At 39.7% G+C, this 17,004-nt stretch carries 16 protein-coding genes, 1 tRNA gene and 2 pseudogenes; 12 read left to right on the forward strand and 7 right to left on the reverse strand.

Annotated elements, in window-relative coordinates; all coding sequences use genetic code 11:
* Positions 1-14: 14 nt before the first annotated feature.
* Positions 15-713 carry an SIR2 family NAD-dependent protein deacylase gene (locus tag AB5217_RS15765; RefSeq protein ID WP_008023339.1) on the reverse strand — a complete coding sequence of 233 codons (699 nt, stop codon included), beginning with the start codon at positions 711-713 and terminating at the stop codon, positions 15-17.
* A gap of 473 nt (positions 714-1,186) precedes the next feature.
* On the opposite strand from AB5217_RS15765, the gene AB5217_RS15770 reads away from it, so the two are divergent.
* From AB5217_RS15770 to AB5217_RS15790, 5 genes are all read left to right on the forward strand, one after another.
* Positions 1,187-1,771: an FKBP-type peptidyl-prolyl cis-trans isomerase gene (locus AB5217_RS15770; protein WP_004296602.1), complete on the forward strand. Its 585-nt coding sequence runs from the start codon at positions 1,187-1,189 to the stop codon at positions 1,769-1,771.
* Between the two features lie 20 nt (positions 1,772-1,791).
* On the forward strand, positions 1,792-2,670 hold the full coding sequence (locus AB5217_RS15775; RefSeq protein ID WP_032845924.1) for an FKBP-type peptidyl-prolyl cis-trans isomerase: 879 nt from the start codon (positions 1,792-1,794) through the stop codon (positions 2,668-2,670).
* A 160-nt stretch (positions 2,671-2,830) separates the two neighbouring features.
* Positions 2,831-3,295, forward strand: a complete 465-nt coding sequence (locus AB5217_RS15780) for an Lrp/AsnC family transcriptional regulator (protein WP_004302580.1) — start codon at positions 2,831-2,833, stop codon at positions 3,293-3,295.
* A gap of 5 nt (positions 3,296-3,300) precedes the next feature.
* Positions 3,301-3,612: a DUF4491 family protein gene (locus AB5217_RS15785; RefSeq protein ID WP_004302581.1), complete on the forward strand. Its 312-nt coding sequence runs from the start codon at positions 3,301-3,303 to the stop codon at positions 3,610-3,612.
* A 90-nt stretch (positions 3,613-3,702) separates the two neighbouring features.
* Positions 3,703-3,776, forward strand: a tRNA-Ile gene (locus tag AB5217_RS15790).
* 154 nt (positions 3,777-3,930) lie between these two features.
* Here AB5217_RS15790 and AB5217_RS15795 read toward each other — a convergent pair.
* Positions 3,931-4,884: a hypothetical protein gene (locus AB5217_RS15795; RefSeq protein WP_032856141.1), complete on the reverse strand. Its 954-nt coding sequence runs from the start codon at positions 4,882-4,884 to the stop codon at positions 3,931-3,933.
* A gap of 106 nt (positions 4,885-4,990) precedes the next feature.
* On the opposite strand from AB5217_RS15795, the gene AB5217_RS15800 reads away from it, so the two are divergent.
* Genes AB5217_RS15800 through AB5217_RS15830 form a run of 7 tightly spaced genes read left to right on the forward strand, consistent with a single transcriptional unit; the run spans position 4,991 to position 13,610 of the window.
* Complete coding sequence (locus AB5217_RS15800; protein WP_021980359.1) at positions 4,991-5,218, forward strand: helix-turn-helix transcriptional regulator; 228 nt, start codon at positions 4,991-4,993, stop codon at positions 5,216-5,218.
* The gene (locus tag AB5217_RS15805; protein ID WP_032844359.1) at positions 5,215-8,445 is read left to right on the forward strand and encodes a type I restriction endonuclease subunit R; all 3,231 of its coding nucleotides are present in this window, start codon (positions 5,215-5,217) and stop codon (positions 8,443-8,445) included. The genes AB5217_RS15800 and AB5217_RS15805 overlap by 4 nt, the downstream gene beginning before the upstream one ends.
* A 12-nt stretch (positions 8,446-8,457) precedes the next feature.
* Positions 8,458-10,119, forward strand: coding sequence for an N-6 DNA methylase (locus AB5217_RS15810; RefSeq protein ID WP_004311126.1), 1,662 nt, complete (start codon positions 8,458-8,460; stop codon positions 10,117-10,119).
* A complete protein-coding gene (locus tag AB5217_RS15815) occupies positions 10,112-11,245 on the forward strand; it encodes a YhcG family protein (protein ID WP_032844358.1) in 1,134 nt (377 codons plus the stop codon). The genes AB5217_RS15810 and AB5217_RS15815 overlap by 8 nt, the downstream gene beginning before the upstream one ends.
* Before the next feature lie 9 nt (positions 11,246-11,254).
* Positions 11,255-11,554, forward strand: a complete 300-nt coding sequence (locus tag AB5217_RS15820) for a hypothetical protein (protein WP_032844357.1) — start codon at positions 11,255-11,257, stop codon at positions 11,552-11,554.
* A complete protein-coding gene (locus AB5217_RS15825) occupies positions 11,551-12,807 on the forward strand; it encodes a restriction endonuclease subunit S (protein ID WP_211480800.1) in 1,257 nt (418 codons plus the stop codon). Before AB5217_RS15820 ends, AB5217_RS15825 begins: the two co-directional genes overlap by 4 nt.
* Positions 12,808-12,809: 2 nt before the next feature.
* Positions 12,810-13,610, forward strand: coding sequence for a DUF2971 domain-containing protein (locus tag AB5217_RS15830; protein WP_211480799.1), 801 nt, complete (start codon positions 12,810-12,812; stop codon positions 13,608-13,610).
* Here AB5217_RS15830 and AB5217_RS15835 read toward each other — a convergent pair.
* From AB5217_RS15835 to AB5217_RS15850, 5 genes and pseudogenes are all read right to left on the reverse strand, one after another.
* On the reverse strand, positions 13,576-14,136 hold the full coding sequence (locus AB5217_RS15835; RefSeq protein ID WP_234153972.1) for a restriction endonuclease subunit S: 561 nt from the start codon (positions 14,134-14,136) through the stop codon (positions 13,576-13,578). The genes AB5217_RS15830 and AB5217_RS15835 overlap by 35 nt on opposite strands.
* A 58-nt stretch (positions 14,137-14,194) precedes the next feature.
* Positions 14,195-15,187: a site-specific tyrosine recombinase/integron integrase gene (xerA, locus tag AB5217_RS15840; RefSeq protein WP_032844354.1), complete on the reverse strand. Its 993-nt coding sequence runs from the start codon at positions 15,185-15,187 to the stop codon at positions 14,195-14,197.
* 257 nt (positions 15,188-15,444) lie between these two features.
* Positions 15,445-15,546 (reverse strand): annotated as a pseudogene (locus tag AB5217_RS24950) (restriction endonuclease subunit S); the annotation flags it as partial.
* A 537-nt stretch (positions 15,547-16,083) separates the two neighbouring features.
* Positions 16,084-16,236 (reverse strand): annotated as a pseudogene (locus AB5217_RS24955) (restriction endonuclease subunit S); the annotation flags it as partial.
* 208 nt (positions 16,237-16,444) lie between these two features.
* The gene (locus AB5217_RS15850) at positions 16,445-16,993 is read right to left on the reverse strand and encodes a hypothetical protein (RefSeq protein ID WP_032844353.1); all 549 of its coding nucleotides are present in this window, start codon (positions 16,991-16,993) and stop codon (positions 16,445-16,447) included.
* Positions 16,994-17,004: the final 11 nt, after the last annotated feature.

A 17,004-nucleotide genomic window follows, 5' to 3' on the forward strand; every position in this document is an offset into this window, starting at 1 on the left:
GAGGGAAAGAAGTCTCAAACTCCCAACAATTGTTTCAATTCACCCATTCCTTCAGAAGCTCCCTTCTGAATTACATGTATCGAACGGGAAGTATGCGTATCTACCGGTTTCGGATCAATCAGATACACCTCTGCTCCTCTCGGTACATAATGAAGCAGCCCCGCCGCAGGATATACATTAAGCGATGTACCGATAATGACGAAAATATCCGCTTTCTCCACATAGCGGATAGCTGTTTCAATTTCCGGCACAGCTTCTCCAAACCATACAATGAAAGGTCGTAATTGAGTGCCGTCACCGGCCTTGTCTCCCATCTTCACTTCATATTCTTCCGGTTTCAGCTCTTTTATAAATTGAGGATTATATGGATCTCTGCTGGAACATACTTTTGTCAGTTCGCCATGCAGATGAATAATGTGGCTACTTCCGGCGCGTTCATGCAGATTATCAACATTCTGTGTCACCACCGTTACATGGAAACTTTTCTCCAGTTCCGCCAACAACTCATGTCCACGGTTCGGTTTCACCTCCAACAACTGTTTCCGGCGTTCATTATAGAAATTAATCACCAGAGCCGGGTCCCGCTGATAACCTTCAGGAGTAGCCACCTGCTCCACAGGATATTTATCCCACAAACCGCCCGCATCCCGAAATGTACTGATCCCACTCTCGGCACTCATACCGGCACCCGTCAAAACTACCAGATTTTTCATTACTATTCCTCCTTCTTTTTTTAATAGCCACACAAATGTAATCAGAATCATCGAATAAAAGAAGACTTTCTTACGCTTAATCTAACCTGATATATACGAAACTTTAAGATGAAAGATACAGATAGTTAGTGTCAGACATACTAAGATTTATTCGTCTGACTATAGTTATATTTACATCTGACTATAGTTATTCTTTCGTCTGACTATAGTTAGACGAAAAGTAAACTATAGTCAGACGATTAATTATCTGCATAAACAAACCTAAATAATCAGAATAAGCCGATTAAATCCTACGAACAAAAAACTAATTCTTTAAAGAAAAGCGATTAACTTTCACAGATATAAGAATTTTTAAATAGCAAATGCTAAATCATTCAAATAAAACACGTACTTTTGCGTTTCATAAATTTGCAATTGATTGAAAGCTAAAACCATGAAGGTGATACATTTCAATCGCCAACAAAAAACATTATATGGATAAATTCAGTTACTCTATTGGCCTCGGAATTGGTCAAAACTTATCAAGCATGGGAATCGGAAACCTTGCGGTAGATGATTTCGCACAAGCAATCAAAGATGTATTAGAAGGTAATCAGACGGCTATCAGCCACAATGAAGCCCGCGAAATAGTGAACAAATATTTCGAAGAATTGGAATCTAAGATGGGTGCCGTTGCTATTGAGCAGGGACAGGCATTCCTCGAAGAAAACAAAAAAGGACCGGGCGTAGTTGTCCTTCCCAGCGGACTACAATATGAAATCATCAAAGAAGGTACAGGTAAAAAGCCGAAAGCTACCGATCAGGTAAGATGCCACTATGAAGGTACATTGATCGACGGTACACTGTTCGACAGCTCTATCCAACGCGGAGAACCGGCTGTATTCGGCGTCAACCAAGTAATCCCGGGATGGGTGGAAGCTTTGCAGCTGATGCCGGAAGGTTCCAAATGGAAACTGTATATTCCGTCAGAACTCGCTTATGGCGCAAGAGGTGCCGGAGAAATGATTCCTCCTCACAGCACACTCATTTTTGAAGTAGAATTACTCGAAGTATTATAAATAAAAAATTTCAAAGCAAAATGAAAAAAGTTAGTATTTTTATGGCAATCGCCGCTGCAGCAAGCCTTGCTTCTTGTACAGCTCAAGCTCCTAAAGCAAATCTGAAAACAGACATCGACTCACTGTCGTATTCTATCGGTATGGCTCAGACTCAAGGTCTGAAAGGCTATCTGACAGGTCGTCTGGATGTTGATACTACTTACATGGCAGAATTCATCAAAGGTTTGAACGAAGGCGCAAACAAGACTAGCAAAAAAGACATCGCTTACATGGCAGGTCTGCAAATCGGTCAGCAAATCAGCAACCAGATGATGAAAGGTATCAACCAAGAATTGTTTGGTACAGACTCTACTAAAACTATCAGCAAAGAAAACTTCATGGCAGGTTTCATCGCAGGTACTTTGGAAAAAGGCGGCGTAATGACTATGGAAGCAGCTCAAGAATATACTCGTACAGCTATGGAAACTATCAAAGCAAAAGCTTTGGAAGAAAAATATGCTGACTATAAAGCTGAAAACGAAAAATTCCTTGCTGAAAACAAGACTAAAGACGGCGTAAAAACAACTGCAAGCGGTCTGCAATACAAAGTAATCACTGAAGGTAAAGGTGAAATTCCTGCTGACACTTGCAAAGTGAAAGTGAACTACAAAGGTACTTTGATCGACGGAACAGAATTCGACAGCTCTTACAAACGTAACGAACCGTCTACTTTCCGTGCTAACCAAGTAATCAAAGGTTGGACAGAAGCATTGACTATGATGCCTGTAGGTTCTAAATGGGAACTTTATATCCCGCAAGAACTTGCTTACGGTGCAAGAGAATCTGGCAACCAAATCAAACCGTTCTCTACTTTGATTTTCGAAGTTGAACTGTTGGGCATCGAAAAAGATAAGAAATAAGAAAGTTCTTTTCTAAATAGAAAAAGGAAAGAGGTGCAAAACGTTTGTGCCTCTTTTTTTTGCTTTTTCCTATTTTTTTTCTCCGAAAAGAAGAATAATTAAAATAAATCTCTATATTTGCTTACTATTTGATAACAACAGGAAATTACAATTTATTATTATGGAAAGAATAGACAACCTCGACAGGCAGATCCTAGAGATTATCTCCCAGAATGCCCGCATCCCTTTTAAAGACGTAGCAGCCGAATGTGGAGTGTCACGCGCAGCTATCCATCAGCGTGTGCAAAGACTGATTGACCTAGGTGTCATTGTAGGCTCTGGTTACCATGTGAACCCGAAATCATTGGGATACAGAACTTGTACCTACGTGGGTATCAAACTGGAAAAAGGCTCCATGTACAAATCTGTCGTAGCGGAACTACAAAAGATTCCCGAAATTGTGGAATGTCATTTCACTACAGGTCCGTACACAATGCTGACAAAGCTTTATGCATGCGACAACGAACATCTGATGGATTTGCTGAATAACAAAATGCAAGAAATACCGGGTGTGGTAGCTACCGAGACATTGATTTCTCTGGAACAGAGTATCAAGAAAGAAATCCCCATCCGCGTTGAAAAATAATTGTGATGGAATTTCTAAATGAATATCACCTTGCGGGGTTATTCATCGGAATATGTACCTTTTTGATTATCGGCCTTTTTCACCCCGTCGTGGTAAAGGCCGAATACTATTGGGGTACAAAATGCTGGTGGATATTCCTGGTACTCGGCATAGCCGGTGTGGTCGCCTCATTAAGCATCGATAATGTGATTTTATCTTCTTTGCTTGGCGTGTTTGCATTTTCTTCCTTCTGGACGATTAAAGAGGTCTTCGAACAGGAAGAACGGGTACAAAAAGGATGGTTCCCCAAGAACCCGAAGCGCAAATATAAGTTCTAAAAATAAAGTATCGTAGTTTTTTATCAAAAGGATTTGCATAATTCGAGGGAAAATACTACTTTTGTCACCGCATCCAACAAAGGATACATCGGACTTGTAGCTCAGTTGGTTAGAGCAACAGACTCATAATCTGGAGGTCCCTGGTTCAAGCCCAGGCTGGTCCACTTTAGAAATCAGCGACTTACGTTTGTGCGTAAATCGCTGATTTTCGTTTTGCGAAAACAATGCGAAAACAAAAGGTTTGAGTTTCACATTATTACAAATAGAATATTAGTTAATCTCTGTGATATTTTATTTGTTATTGGGTAGAATTTGATGTTATTCAAGTCCAAGTCGCTTTTCTAATTCTTGAATGTGATCATTCACTCTGCGTTTTCGTGTATCTTCCGAAACAAATTTATCACAATATACTTTTATGTTGCCACAAACAGAAAAGCAAACAGATGAAATGAAGAGTGTTATTGGTTTTACCAATTCTTGCTTTTCTTCATAAACAGCTCTTTTCGTTGCGTGTGACAATTCTCCGCGATAACAATACATTATGTCAATAAGAGAATCAAAATTCAGTTCTTTGTGTTTATCGGTGCATTCCTGTTTAATCTCTAAATACAAATCATAGTTCCGCTCTTTAATCATGCTTATTGTCGATAATACAGCATATTTAAGCATGTTAGATTTCTTAAAATTCTGTTTTTGCTCTCCAGAAAATTTACCCTTTGCAAAACAATATTCTAAAATCATGTAAAAATGAATATAAGCAGAAATATAATCTAGTTTGTCTAGATAGCTATTAGCTTCTCGAAAGAAATTATATGGAACTTTGGCTTCTGGTATAAATGTTTTATCAAGCATTAGTTTAGAGAAATTGTCACTAGTAATTAATATCTTTTTCTGTTTGTTTAATGATTTTCTCATAGAAAACAATAACTCGTTTTTAGCCTTGTCTGTCCATGATAAGTCTAAGTATTCATTATAATAGACTTTCATTATGCCATGTTGAAATCCACCATAAACTTCTATATTACGAAATATATCAAGCATCCTACTGTCAAGGTATTTGTCCACATTCATGGTAAATGATTTGTTTTCTCCATTTTTAGACAATTCGACTAAATCTGAATGCTCAATACTAATCTCTTTGGAAACAGATAACATGTACATTCCGCCCTCAAGATATAAACTAATTTTATGTAAACAATATAATATCTGTACTGGCTCTTTCAGTGCAAAGTTTCCATCAATAATTGTTTTGGCAGTAAATATAATATTCATATAGCCTATCTGATTTAAATATTCGAGTGTAAAGTTAATAAATTTATTTCCAAACAATAACGAAAATGAAAAATAATCATTATTTTTGCAATCAAAAGATGCAATAATGGAAGACGTAAACAGAATTAAACTCGTTTTAGTAGAGAAAAAACGTACCAGCAAATGGCTTTCAGAACAAATGGGGGTTAATCCATCAACTGTGTCAAAATGGTGTACAAACACATCGCAGCCAGATATAACCAGTTTGCTAAGGATTGCAGATTTGTTGGAAGTAGATATTAAAGAATTGATAGTTCGCGAGTATAAATCATATATATTGTCTCAAAAGGCATGAAGCAGTTTTCTGAAGCGACTCGGGTACAGATGCCTGCAATGGTTCATCTTACCCGAATAGGATATACTTACTTTGGTAAGCTGAGTGAAGATAAGAACGGCACAGTCTATGACGGTGACACGAATATTCTTTTACCTGTTTTTGAGCAACAGTTCAAAAAACTGAACCCTGGTCATGAGGGTGAATGGATGCAAGTGCTGAAAGACATCCGCAAAGAACTGAACGATGATGACCTTGGACGTGGCTTTTACAACCGCCTTAAAGTCGTATCTCCTGTAAAACTGATTGACTTTGACAATATCGAAAACAATACTTTCCATTTTACAGCTGAGTTTACTTGCAAGAATGGTCAGGATGAGTTCCGGCCAGACATCACCCTGTTTGTAAACGGACTGCCGCTTTGCTTCGTAGAAGTAAAGAAACCAAATAATCATGGTGGTATGCTGGCAGAAAGCGCACGGATGAACAAAGAGCGTTTCCCGAATAAGAAGTTCCGTCGCTTCATCAATATAACCCAACTGATGATTTTCAGTAATAATATGGAATACGATGCGTTGGGTGGTATCGTACCCATACAAGGGGCTTTCTATTGTACAGGCGCACGCACTTATTCTCCATTCAATTGCTTTCGTGAGGAAAACCCAAGCGGCCAGAAAATTGCTCCATACCATCATGATTATCCATATAAGGAGATTGACAGGGTAGCGGAAAAGAAAATACTGTCTGATTACAACTGTCAGGTAATCCATACCAGTCCCGAATATCAAACGAACCTCGATTTCAATACGCCCACCAACCGTATATTGACTTCCATGTGTTCGCCAGAACGCTTATTGTATATCATTAGATATGGTATCGCTTACGTCCGCATGGAGCGAGAGGTGGACGGCAAGATTGAATCTACCGACCAAAAGCATATCATGCGTTACCAGCAATTGTTTGCATCATTGGCTATTCGTAAGAAACTTGCCGAGGGAATAAAATCAGGAGTTGTTTGGCATACACAAGGTAGTGGAAAGACAGCTTTGTCTTATTATCTGACCTATATTCTCAATGACTTCTATTCTAAGCAGAACAAGGTCGCCAAATTCTATTTCATTGTTGACCGCCTTGATTTATTGGAGCAAGCCACACAGGAATTTGAAGCCCGTGGACTGGTGGTTTCAACTGCTAACACAAGGGCGGAACTGATGGAGCAGTTCCGCAGCAACCAAGCACTACAAGGAACAAGCGGCCAAGCTGAAATTACAGTCGTGAATATACAACGCTTTGCAGAGGATAAGGAAAAAGTACGCATCAATGACTATGCTACAAATCTGCAACGTATCTTCATTCTCGATGAAGCACACCGTGGCTATAAACCCGGTGGATGTTTTCTTGCCAACCTTTTTGATGCGGACACTGATTCGATAAAGATAGCTCTCACGGGTACTCCGCTGTTAAAAGAGGAACGTGCAAGTTGCAAGGTCTTCGGCACTTACCTGCATACCTATTATTATGACAAGTCCATTGCAGACGGTTATACGCTGAAAATCATTCGTGAGGATATAGAAACATCCTACAAAGAGCGACTTTCGGACGTGTACGACAAGCTGGACACATTGGTGCAAAAGAAAGACATCCGCAAATCGGAAATCATAGAGCACCCCAGCTATGTGAACGAGCTGGCTCACTATATCATGCAGGACTTGAAAGAGTTCCGTAAGATACAAGGAGACGATACATTAGGCGGTATGGTCATCTGCGAAACCAGTGAACAAGCAAGACGGCTTTATGATGTATTCCAAGAGGAGTGGCAGAAATACCAACCAAAGCCTATCAAGATTAAGCTCCCTGACGGGACGTTTGTGGTAGGTGAACCCGAAGTGGATTACAAATCAAAGTATAGACCACTGAAAGCCGGAATCATTCTCCACGACACAGACGACAAGGAAACGAGAAAACAGACAGTCAAGGATTTCAAAAAGAATATGACCGTAGATATTCTTATTGTCTTCAACATGCTATTGACTGGTTTTGATGCACCTCGTTTGAAGCGTTTGTATTTCGGTCGTAAGCTGAAAGACCATAATCTACTTCAAGCTATTACCCGTGTAAATCGTCCATATCCGGGAATGCGTTACGGATTTGTCATTGACTTTGCCGACATTAAACGTAACTTCAAAGAAACAAACGAGGCTTATCTGCAAGAGTTGAATCGTTTTAACGATGTGGAAGAGACTGGTGACGGCAATGCCACAGACACTTTCACTCAAGTGATTGAGGACAAGGACGAGATTGTGGCACAAATGAAAAAAGTACGCCAGACCCTCTTCGATTATTCCTACGATAATGCGGAAGAGTTTTCTTCGGAGATTTCCACGGAAGAAGACAAGGCTGTTCTGCTTGACCTAAAACAGGCTTTGGAATCTGCGAAAAATATGGCAAACCTCGTGCGTACTTTCGGCGATGAGGACATGAAGGAACAATTCGCTAAACTTGAAATCACGAAGTTGCCTCAGTTGCTTTCCGAAGTACAAAGGCGTATTGGCATCATCAACCAAAAGGAAGCTTTTAGCATCGGTGATGAAACAAAGACACTAATCAATGAGGCGATGATGGATATAGAGTTCACCTTCTCTAAGATTGGACAGGAAGAAATGCGCCTTATTTCGGGTGGAGCGGAGCTGAAAGAGAAATGGCAACGCACCATTGCCTCGTTTACCCAGAACTTCGACCAAGACGATCCTGAATTTATGTCGCTGCGTGATGCTTTTATGGAACGCTTCAAGGAGCATGGCTTTGTGATTGACAGCATAGCCAAGTTCAACGAAGAGACTCAGGCTTTGGATGAAATCATAACCCGTTTGCAGGACTTGCAAAAACGAAATAATGCTTTGGTAAAGAAATATAAAGGGGATGAGAAGTTTGCCCGAGTACACAAGCGCATCCGTGAGGTCAACAAACAAAGAGAAGAGAAAGGGCAGAAGCCGATGTTCTCATTCCTTGATGATGAGATTGTAGCCATTCTCAATATTATCAAAGAGGATGTGGATGCCAAAGTATATGACCGTAACGATATTTTGAAAAAAGATGCATACTTCGGGCGCACGGTAATGGCTCTTATCAATGGGTGCTTGTATCATTTTCCACAAATAAGGCCGGAAATGGACGATTATAAGTTCATCCAGCAACGAATTTCACAACAATATATCAACCAATACAATGCCACATACGGCATGGCTTAAAAAGAAGGAATTATGTCAGATATAAAAGAAAAAACATTAAAGCTCATTGACGGACTGAAAGCGACATGCCAGTCTTACGGTATGGGCAACGATGGCAACGAATATAAGATAATCACTCAGGTGTTTCTCTATAAATTCTTGAACGACAAGTTTGGCTATGAGTTGAAAAACACCAAAAGCGATATTGCCAAGAAACTGATAGGGGATGTGAAATGGGAAACGGCATACGAGAACCTTTCGGATGATGAGCGTATGCTTATCCAAAGTGCCATTTCGCCCGATGTTCCTATGCTTGAGCCTTATCACCTGATAGCTAACCTTTGGAACCAGCAAAGTAAAGGGGATTTCGATACAATCTTTGATTCCACGATGACAGACATTGCGGAGCAAAATGCGGATATTTTCTCTACGCAAACAACTGCCAACACAAAGATTCCTTTGTTTGAGGCTTTAACACCGTTTGTGACTGACACGGCACAACGTGCGCCATTCGCTCGTGCTTTGGTGGACAAGCTTGTGAACTTCTCTTTTGAAGAGGCATTTGCTCAAAACTACGATTTCTTCTCCAGTATATTTGAGTACCTGATAAAGGACTACAATACAGCCGGAGGTGGTAAGTACGCGGAATACTATACTCCTCATGCTATTGCCACGATTATGGCCCGTCTTTTGGTGGGTGACAATGCTGACCTTCATAGTATGGAATGTTATGATCCATCAGCAGGAACAGGAACCCTTCTTATGGCACTTAGTCACCAGATTGGTGAAGACCGTTGTACCATCTTCTCGCAAGATATTTCTCAACGAAGCAACAAGATGCTGAAGCTGAATCTGCTGCTTAATGGGCTTGTCTCTTCACTTGACAATGCTATTCAAGGTGATACCCTTGTTAATCCTTATCATAAGAGCGATGGCGGACAGCAACTGCGCCAATTCGACTTTGTTGTCAGCAATCCGCCCTTCAAGATGGATTTCTCAGATACAAGAGAAAAGATAGCTGCCATGCCTGCACGTTTCTGGGCAGGAGTGCCTAATGTGCCTGCTAAGAAAAAAGAATCAATGGCAATCTATACTTGCTTTATCCAGCATGTTATCAACTCGCTGAAAAAGACAGGCAAGGGTGCGATTGTTATCCCAACCGGATTTATCACAGCTAAAAGTGGTATTGAGAACAAGATACTTCATAAAATAGTAGATGATAAGATTGTATATGGCTGTGTTTCCATGCCAAGCAATGTATTTGCCAATACGGGTACGAATGTAAGTGTGTTATTCTTCGACAAGTCGGCAACCACAGATAAGGTAATTCTGATTGATGCCAGCAAATTGGGTGAGGAATACAAGGATGCCAACGGATTGAAGAAAGTACGTCTAAACGATGAGGAGATAGAAAAGATTGTCGGCACATTCCAACGCAAGGAGGCCGTAGATGATTTTTCTGTAGCCGTTACCTACGATGAGATTAAGGAAAAAGGATATTCGCTCTCAGCCGGACAATATTTCGACATCAAGATTGATTATGTAGATATTACCGAGGAGGAATTTAACCAACGTATGGCTAACTATAAGCAAACCCTTTCCGAACAATTTGCAGAAAGCCATCGGTTGGAAGAAGAAATCATGAAACAGTTGAATGCTTTGCAATTCAACGTAAATGTAGGCGACAATGAGTAAAGGATTGACCATCATAGACAAGGACTATACCCAGTGGGTAGAAAATCTTAGTGTGCGTTATCGGCAAAGTCAAATCAAAGCCGCCGTAAGAGTAAACCGAGAATTGCTCAAGTATTATTGGGAACTTGGTCGAGACATAGAAGAAATGCACGTTGAAGAGCGTTGGGGACAGAGTGTCATTAAGAATCTCTCTGTGGATTTACAACTCAAGAATCCGAATTCAACGGGGCTTTCTCGTACTAACATCTATTATGCAAAAAAATTCTATTTGCTTTATTCTCAACACCTAAAGGTTGTCCCACAAACTGTGGGACAATTAGAGGATGAAAATGGGCCACAATCTGCGGAAGACTCTTCTGAAGTTGTCCCACAGCCTGTGGGACAATTGAAAGAGATGCTTTTTTCAATACCTTGGGGACACCATCGTTATTTGATTGACAGATATGGAACTGAACCAGAAAAGGCTTTCTTTTATGTAAAAAAGACAATGAAAGAGGGGTGGAGTCGTGATGTGCTTCTCAACTTTATGGACTCAGGACTATATGAACGAGAGGGCAAGGCCCTGACAAACTTCACACGTACATTGCCAGACGAGGCAAGCGACCTCGCACAAGAACTGACGAAAGACCCTTACAATTTTGCCTTTACAGGAATAACGAAACCCTACAATGAGCAAATTCTCAAAGATGCATTGCTCGCCAACATATCCCAATTCCTGCTGGAACTCGGTACGGGATTTGCATACGTTGGCAAAGAATACCGACTTCAGATAGGACAAAAGGAAAAATTTATTGACTTGCTTTTCTACAACATAAATTTATCATGCTATGTGGTAATTGAGGTTAAGATTGGTGAGTTTGATTTTCAAGACTTGGGTCAGTTAAGTGGTTATGTGGTTGCATGCAATCATATCCTCAAGAAAGAGGGAAGAGATAATCCTACAATCGGTTTACTCATCTGTCGTCAAAAGGATTCATTACTTGCGCAATACGCATTGGAGGGAAGTAATCTTCCTTTAGGAATATCTGAATATGAGTTATCTAAACTCTATCCTAAAAAGGTGGATGGAACAATACCAACGATTGAAGAGATAGAAGCAAAATTGGGCAATAAAGATAAAAGTTGAAAGAAAAATATGATAGATTATGATAAAATAACCGAATATATGACCACTATGGGATTGAATGTGAATGGTGGTTTTCAGTTGTCTGCATTTGCGATAAATGAAATGTTAGGCAATCATTACTCTATATCCGAAAAAGACTTGCACGATGGTGTAGAATGGCTAAAAGCTAAGATGAAAAAAGAAGTTGAAGAAAATCCATATTGGACTACAGAGCATAAAGAAGATGTAAAAAATGGACAAGAATACTTTTTGAATTGCTTTGAACATGAAGCCAAATCATATCTAAAAAATCAAAATAGATTATTATGATTTTGACGAAATATAAATTGGGAGAAATCCTTGATGTTACAAGAGGTGCAAGTCTCAGTGGCGAGTATTACGCCACTGAGGGTGAATATATCCGTCTGACTTGTGGCAATTTCGACTATCAGAACAACTGTTTTAAGGAGAACAAGTCCAAGGACAATCTTTATTATGTCGGAGACTTCAAATCTGAGTTTCTAATGGAAGAGGGAGATATTATTACCCCTTTGACAGAACAGGCAATAGGCTTGCTTGGTTCTACTGCCATTATTCCTGAAAGCGGCAAATACATACAAAGTCAAGATGTAGCAAAGATTATCTGCAAGGAAGACTTGTTAGATAAGGATTTCGCATTTTATCTCATATCCTCCGCCCTCGTTAAGCAACAGCTAAGTGCTGCTGCCCAACAGACTAAAATTCGTCACACTTCACCTGATAAAATCAAGGATTGCACAGTGTGGATTCCCGAATTATCTGAGCAAAAACGCATCGGTAAGTTATTGCGCTCCATTGACCGCAAGATAGAACTTAACCGAGCGATAAATCAGAATTTAGAGGCGATGGCAAAGCAGCTCTACGATTACTGGTTCGTGCAGTTTGACTTTCCTAATGAAGAGGGTAAACCGTATAAGTCGAGCGGTGGCGAAATGGTGTGGAATGAGAAGCTAAAACGCAACATTCCTGTTGGCTGGCATTGTGGGAACCTCTTTGAAATTGCTGTTTTTACAAATGGTTTGGCTTGTCAGAAATTCAGACCAAAGGATGATGAAGTGCCATTACCTGTCATCAAGATACGAGAAATGCACGATGGTATTTCTGTTGACACTGAAGAGGTAACGTCAAATATACCAGAATCAGTAAAGGTGTATAATGGTGACGTGCTATTTTCATGGTCGGCATCACTGGAAGTTATGCTCTGGGCTTATGGGCTTGGAGGACTTAATCAGCACATCTTTAAGGTTACATCTGCAAATGATTTCCCGAAATCATTCTACTATTTTCAACTTTTGGATTATGTCGATGTATTCAAGAAAATGGCAGAAGCAAGGAAAACAACGATGGGACATATTACGCAAGACCATTTACAACAAAGCACAATCGCCATACCTGATAATAAAGATATTGCGGATAAATTTGAGGAACTTATATCACCAATCTTTAAGCAGATAGTGAAGTTGCAAGAGGAAATATCAAATTTTATCAAGCAGCGTGACGAACTTTTACCACTTTTAATGAATGGACAAATAACAATAGAATAAAAATGCCTCGCATACTCTACAAATATTTAGATATAGTTGGCGCAAAGTGCATGATTGGTAACCAGAATCTCCAATTCACTAATGCGTCTCAACTGAACGATCCTTTCGATTGTCATCCAAAACTAATTGACTACTCAAATGTACCTAATACTAAACTTCAAGGATGGATACCTAAGGAATGGTGGATAGAGAAAGAAGAAAACGATGCACTCAATTTGCGTAATGATACATGGCTATGTAGTTTATCAAAAATCAATGATTCATTACTCATGTGGAGCCATTATTGTTATAACCATAAAGGTATTTGTATTGGACTTGACATAGACAAAGTGTTGGAATCTGTTCCACCAATGTTTGGTACAATATATCTTGAACCGCTTGTTCTTGATGTTCAATATCAGGATATAATAGAGCGTCCTAACGCATATCATACCACAAAAGATTTATTCAGTTATCAATGGCAGACAAAAGCAAAGGAATGGGAATATGAGCAGGAGGTTAGATTAGTCATACCCAAACCAAGTCCAATATATGCAGCATTTACTCCTCAACAGGCAAAGCTGACAAAGGAAATATGGGATTGGCGTGAGATACGCCACTATATGCCACTGAAAGGCGAATGCTTTGAGTCTATCTATTTTGGTGTCAACATAGATGAGCAAGAGAAAGAAAAAATAATTCAGTTTGTTCGTAAGAAACTGAACCCACACATCAATCTTTACCAAATGCGTGTATATGCCGATGCCTTTAGGATACAACCAGAATTTATCAAGCCTCTAAATTCTGATTTATCCGACGGTTGAGTTCAATTTTCTTGTCCAATGCAGAGAATATTTCGCCAATTCGCTCTTGATTACGTAATGGAATCATTGGAACTGGAAACGAATTGAGCACTTCAACGGATAACGCATAGCGTTGTCCGCTTCCAGAAGCATTACAAGCGAAATATTTCTTTGCATAGTCAGTATGCAGAAGGGCGTTTAGGTAACGTCCATCTAAAATATCTTTGTTTGGAGTAATCAGGGCGCAATGGTACCCCAAGATAACATCATCAAAATCATCGGCAATATAAGTGGGAACACCAATGTCATCACGAGTCTCACTATCCTTGGTTAAAGCTACTTGACCTTTCTTTAATTGGAACTTGGAAATCTCATTGGGACGGGCAGTCGCAAACATAAAGCCATCATGCTGAGCTGTGGTTATAGCCCAGTTATAATAGACATCAACAAAGTTGCAAAGCCGGATTTCTTGTTCGCCGTCTTTTGTTTTCTTGTCAACCCCACTAATTTCTACAGTGGCAATATCTCCCAGTTTCTGTTTATCCATTTGCATCCTATTTTGGATGCAAAGTTACACATTTTCAAGCAGAATCCAGCATGATTACTTATCCCAAGTATTTCTTATGGGCTAACTTTACATTGTTTTGGTTCACAATGGCATAATGCAAGGTAGTATCTATACGCACATGACCGAGCAGACGTTGCACCTGTTCAATGGGCATACCTTTGTCAATAGCCATTGTTGCAAGTGTACGACGAAACTTATGCGGATGAACCTTAGGCATAGAAAGGGACTTTCCTAATTCCCGGATTCTTACTTCTACACCGCTAATTGTTAGGCGAGTATGAGGTGAGTGGAGGGAAACGAATAAAGCAGGATTGTCATCTGTGCGTTCATCAAGGTATTGCTGCAAATGTAGTTTAGTTCGGGCATTGAAGTAAACAACACGTTCTTTGTTGCCCTTGCCAAATACCACGCACTGGCGTTCATGGAAGTCAATATCTTCACGATTCAACTTAACCAATTCACCCACACGAATGCCCGTGGAAGAAAGAATGTCTATAAGGGCAAGGTCTCGTTTGTTGGTGCAACTATCCCGCAGTTGCTCCAGCTGCTCGTCAGAAAGCACCTCCTTAACAAGCGAATCTGTCTTAACCTTGTGGATACGTCTAACGGGACTTTTGGCAATATAATCTTCATCTTCCAACCATGCAAAGAAGCTGGAGAAGATGCGTCTCATGTTGTCTATGGTCACTTTACTGGATTGGTGCTCTTCCTGATAATCGGATAGATAGGCTCGAATATCTGATGTTGTTATATGACAAATCGCTACTGAAAGCGTAAGTAATAATCGCTCAATAGTATTACGGTAATATGCCAATGTCTTCTCTGAGCACCCCTCTATCTTCTTTGCCGAAATAAACGAGCTTAGAAGATGCTCATTCTCTTGCGCTTGTTGTTTGGAACAATCTTCTTTTTCGACTATTTCTACATTATGTAACTCTGATGCAAGCACAGTTTTAAGCCGTGCCATTTGTCGGCAGTCCAAGTCACGCTGCATCTCCGCAACTATTGCCTGAATGATGTTTTCTTTCATAATTCTATAAAAATGATGTATTATAATATAGAATATAAGCAAGAGAGACCTGATAGCCTCTCTTGTGCATTTTTAATTAGTCTTCGTTCCAATGCCTTTCACATTCAGGACAGCAATTGACACTAGATTCTGCATAGAACTCATGTCCACAACATTCACAAACGATTCTAAGGAATCTCTTTCGAATAATTCTATACCTCATAATGTAATTATTAAAGGTCATGTGGGAATATGCCCATGTATATATGAATAGTAATTTAGCAGCACAACGGGTTAAAAAGAGTCGATAAATCAGAATTTACCAACACTTGACCGTTCATTAAAAGTGGTAATAGTTCGTCTCGCTGCTTAGTCAAGTTATTATTCTCAATTATATTTTTATCAATCATTAAGTGATATTGAGAAACAATAGCATGAAATTTCTCAATTAGTTGTTCTTGAGCTTCAAACCAATGATTTGCCAGAAATACATCTGTTTGAAAGTTCTTAATACCAGAGGTTTTACCTTCAAAATTGAACATATTATCATTATCATAGAGGCTTTGCCATAGATAATAAAAGTACTCTGAAAGCACTCGTTTCTTCATACTAAATGATTGACAGAAATTAGAGCAGACCAGAGCTCCTCCATTTCTTTCTATAACTCCTTTTGTTATCAAAGCTACTCTACCTGTCGCTTGGACTGGGCTTCCTCCAGAAATTTCAATCACAATGTCACCATCTTCTAAAAGTCGGTCAGAGTGTTTCGATGTAATATGTCTTGTGGGCACATCATTTAGCTTAATAATATCAGCTCCACGCACACAGCCTACTTTGATTGTTCCATCTTTAGACGTATCATATCCCCAATCTCCACCTTTATTCTTATCTATAAAGGCATTAAGTGTAATATCTTTCCACCTTTTGGGTATTTCTCGTTTCAGTTTCTCATTCCAGACCATTTCACCACCACTTGACTTGTAGGGTTTGCCTTCTTCATTGGGAAAGTCAAACTGTACAAACCAGTAGTCGTAGAGTTGCTTCACCATCGCTTCTAAATTCTGATTTATTGGCATGCATCTTATCCTATATCTTGATTTCGGTATACAGAAACTTAGGCATAATTTCATTTGCCGGCAATTTGCCGAAAAGCAACTATTCGGATGTATATTATTGAGTATCAGTGCGATTTTGCTCACATTTCATTTGCTGGCAATTTGCCGATAAACACAAAAACCACAATAAGTAGACTATAACAGGGGCGGAACACCGTCCCTGTTAGTTGTATGTTACATAATATACAACCAGCCCTAATCCCAACGTATAAACGAGTAAGAATATCACCAAGCCTCTCATCCAAAAATCCGAGAACCAAACGCCTTCATTCCGTCTGAGGATTTTACGCATGTTGGATTCATGTTCAGTAATAAGTTTCGATTGTTCGGCACGGTGATTTGCCAATACCGAAATCCAACTTTCTACAGAATGGTCTATCAGTTGCTTAAGCTTTGCAAGTTGGTCAGGGGTAATTGTTGTTTTGAATTTCGTGTCTCGTTCAGCTTTCACAATGGCATTGCAGATGCCATTGACAATATTATCGCAACTGCCAACTGCCGCTTTGAGCGCACCCTCAATGTGACATTCGGCAGCGATAGCTTTCTCCAAATCCTCATTGAACTTTATCAGCGTTTCTTTTGCCTCTCTGATTTCTACGAGAAGTTTATCAATTTCTTGCTTTTCTGACTCAATTTGTTGGTTCATTTCAACCTTCTCCAGCATGTCATTGACATTTATAGGCGATGTGCCTCTTGATTTTCCTATACCCATGTTCTTGTATT

It is taken from the genome of Bacteroides sp. MSSM.1001136sp1_RTP21357st2_D2_RTP21359_211015, assembly GCF_040913205.1.
In the GTDB taxonomy this organism is placed as follows: Bacteria; Bacteroidota; Bacteroidia; order Bacteroidales; family Bacteroidaceae; genus Bacteroides; species Bacteroides ovatus.

What these genes read in the sequence shown, in the direction of transcription:
- AB5217_RS15795 (WP_032856141.1), bottom strand. Translation starts at nt 4,884, where the DNA reads ATGAATATTATATTTACTGCCAAAACAATTATTGATGGAAACTTTGCA.
- AB5217_RS15825 (WP_211480800.1), top strand. Translation starts at nt 11,551, where the DNA reads ATGATTTTGACGAAATATAAATTGGGAGAAATCCTTGATGTTACAAGA.
- AB5217_RS15815 (WP_032844358.1), top strand. Translation starts at nt 10,112, where the DNA reads ATGAGTAAAGGATTGACCATCATAGACAAGGACTATACCCAGTGGGTA.
- AB5217_RS15820 (WP_032844357.1), top strand. Translation starts at nt 11,255, where the DNA reads ATGATAGATTATGATAAAATAACCGAATATATGACCACTATGGGATTG.
- AB5217_RS15805 (WP_032844359.1), top strand. Translation starts at nt 5,215, where the DNA reads ATGAAGCAGTTTTCTGAAGCGACTCGGGTACAGATGCCTGCAATGGTT.
- xerA (WP_032844354.1), bottom strand. Translation starts at nt 15,187, where the DNA reads ATGAAAGAAAACATCATTCAGGCAATAGTTGCGGAGATGCAGCGTGAC.
- AB5217_RS15850 (WP_032844353.1), bottom strand. Translation starts at nt 16,993, where the DNA reads ATGGGTATAGGAAAATCAAGAGGCACATCGCCTATAAATGTCAATGAC.
- AB5217_RS15810 (WP_004311126.1), top strand. Translation starts at nt 8,458, where the DNA reads ATGTCAGATATAAAAGAAAAAACATTAAAGCTCATTGACGGACTGAAA.
- AB5217_RS15830 (WP_211480799.1), top strand. Translation starts at nt 12,810, where the DNA reads ATGCCTCGCATACTCTACAAATATTTAGATATAGTTGGCGCAAAGTGC.
- AB5217_RS15780 (WP_004302580.1), top strand. Translation starts at nt 2,831, where the DNA reads ATGGAAAGAATAGACAACCTCGACAGGCAGATCCTAGAGATTATCTCC.
- AB5217_RS15765 (WP_008023339.1), bottom strand. Translation starts at nt 713, where the DNA reads ATGAAAAATCTGGTAGTTTTGACGGGTGCCGGTATGAGTGCCGAGAGT.
- AB5217_RS15800 (WP_021980359.1), top strand. Translation starts at nt 4,991, where the DNA reads ATGGAAGACGTAAACAGAATTAAACTCGTTTTAGTAGAGAAAAAACGT.
- AB5217_RS15775 (WP_032845924.1), top strand. Translation starts at nt 1,792, where the DNA reads ATGAAAAAAGTTAGTATTTTTATGGCAATCGCCGCTGCAGCAAGCCTT.
- AB5217_RS15770 (WP_004296602.1), top strand. Translation starts at nt 1,187, where the DNA reads ATGGATAAATTCAGTTACTCTATTGGCCTCGGAATTGGTCAAAACTTA.
- AB5217_RS15785 (WP_004302581.1), top strand. Translation starts at nt 3,301, where the DNA reads ATGGAATTTCTAAATGAATATCACCTTGCGGGGTTATTCATCGGAATA.
- AB5217_RS15835 (WP_234153972.1), bottom strand. Translation starts at nt 14,136, where the DNA reads ATGGATAAACAGAAACTGGGAGATATTGCCACTGTAGAAATTAGTGGG.